Genomic DNA, 1,305 nt, shown 5'->3' with positions numbered 1-1,305 from the left:
ACTGGATGCAGTTTCATTGATTGTTTCACCGAGCTCTGTTTCTTTACGATTCTTCCATATCGGGAAGAGTGCGTCAAACTCAACATTGATTTCTTTCATGACTTCCAGATCCCCGCCGTTGTCCGGGTGATTGGCCTTTAATAGGGCTTTGTATTGGCTTTTTAAATCTTCAAAACTAGACACATTCCTAAAATATTTTTTCATGATCATTTCCTCCGTTCATTTTTTGAGTTGTAATCCGGCTTTGCCCGGCCGGGACGGGGTAATCAATCTCAAAAGTCTTCCAATGTCGCCACTGTCTCGCATAGAATATCTATTCTATCCGATACTTTCATCACGCGAACAAACTTGATATCAAGTTCTTTCGAATAATGCGCAACAGCTACGGTCTGCCCTTTATGTACCAAGGGCAGGTTAGCCCTTCTTATGTCTTCGATAAAGTCATCCACTCCGTGACATGCCTTAATGATGATCCCGGGGTTAGTTAGGAAATACTTTCCGCCTTCGATTTTAAGGGTACATTTTGTTGTCATCCCATTATATCGTCCATCGTCTCTATCCCAGGCGACACGGCATTCGCACCCAATTGCATAGTCATCATCTTCATGCAATTTGTTATCCAAGTCCACGCTTAAGACCGGGTATTTTCCAAAATTCATTGCCTGAGCCATTTTTTTCTTTTCTAATAATATAACGTCCATAATATTCCTTTCTGCCTTCGTTCCTCCGTGGCGGGTTAGAATTCTACTTTTTAATGGGATTATGAAAAGTTCCGTCTTTTGTCTGTACTATCTGATACTGTTCACTGTGGAGCCTCTCCCATTTCTCGCCGCTCCGTTTCTGTTCTTCCGTGCGATTATTATTCAGTTCCTCAACTAACAAATCCATGATTCCTTTTTTCATATTTACCTTCTTTCTCCCGGCGTTTCCCGGCCGGGACGGGTGTGATAATATTTAAGCAGCTAACGCCACATTCTTTGTTAATACTTCAATGACCATTGCATCTGCAATTATGAGTTCATTTTCGTCATTTCCGTATTCCATTCGGTCCCCTCCGATAACGATCGCTTCTCCAAAATATACGCTGGATTCCCTAAGTGCCTTTTCGAGTTTCTCTTGAATTTCTTCCGGCTCATCCCATCCTAAGTCTATCCTCGTATCATACGCACATGTTCCAGGAAGCTCTACGGGGGATTCGGTATCATAAGTACTACAGTCTACTACGTAATCCCAATCATAGGAGTTTCTGCAGCAGTCACCTTTTTGGTAGCTTTCATCATTCGACACGTGGCGGATCCCGATAAA

At 42.6% G+C, this 1,305-nt stretch carries 3 protein-coding genes and 1 pseudogene; all 4 read right to left on the bottom strand.

The annotated features are described in order from the left end of the window. Nucleotides 1-204, bottom strand: a pseudogene (locus BUA56_RS22495) (hypothetical protein); the annotation flags it as partial. A 68-nt stretch (nucleotides 205-272) separates the two neighbouring features. Beyond that, nucleotides 273-701 (bottom strand): hypothetical protein, encoded by a 429-nt coding sequence (locus BUA56_RS22490; protein WP_072854978.1) that lies wholly within the window; start codon nucleotides 699-701, stop codon nucleotides 273-275. A 43-nt stretch (nucleotides 702-744) separates the two neighbouring features. Further along, nucleotides 745-903: a hypothetical protein gene (locus BUA56_RS23145; RefSeq protein ID WP_158641037.1), complete on the bottom strand. Its 159-nt coding sequence runs from the start codon at nucleotides 901-903 to the stop codon at nucleotides 745-747. A 51-nt stretch (nucleotides 904-954) separates the two neighbouring features. Further along, on the bottom strand, nucleotides 955-1,305 hold a 351-nt coding region (locus tag BUA56_RS22485), incomplete at its 5' end, for a hypothetical protein (RefSeq protein ID WP_072854977.1).

The organism is Lactonifactor longoviformis DSM 17459 (genome assembly GCF_900129135.1).
GTDB classification, from domain to species: Bacteria; Bacillota; Clostridia; order Lachnospirales; family Lachnospiraceae; genus Lactonifactor; species Lactonifactor longoviformis.
The sequence above is the reverse complement of the archived record's forward strand: the minus strand, read 5'-3'. Positions and strand labels throughout refer to the sequence as shown.

Coding starts and splice junctions, on each gene's coding strand:
- BUA56_RS22490 (WP_072854978.1), bottom strand. CDS start 701: ATGGACGTTATATTATTAGAAAAGAAAAAAATGGCTCAGGCAATGAAT.
- BUA56_RS23145 (WP_158641037.1), bottom strand. CDS start 903: ATGAAAAAAGGAATCATGGATTTGTTAGTTGAGGAACTGAATAATAAT.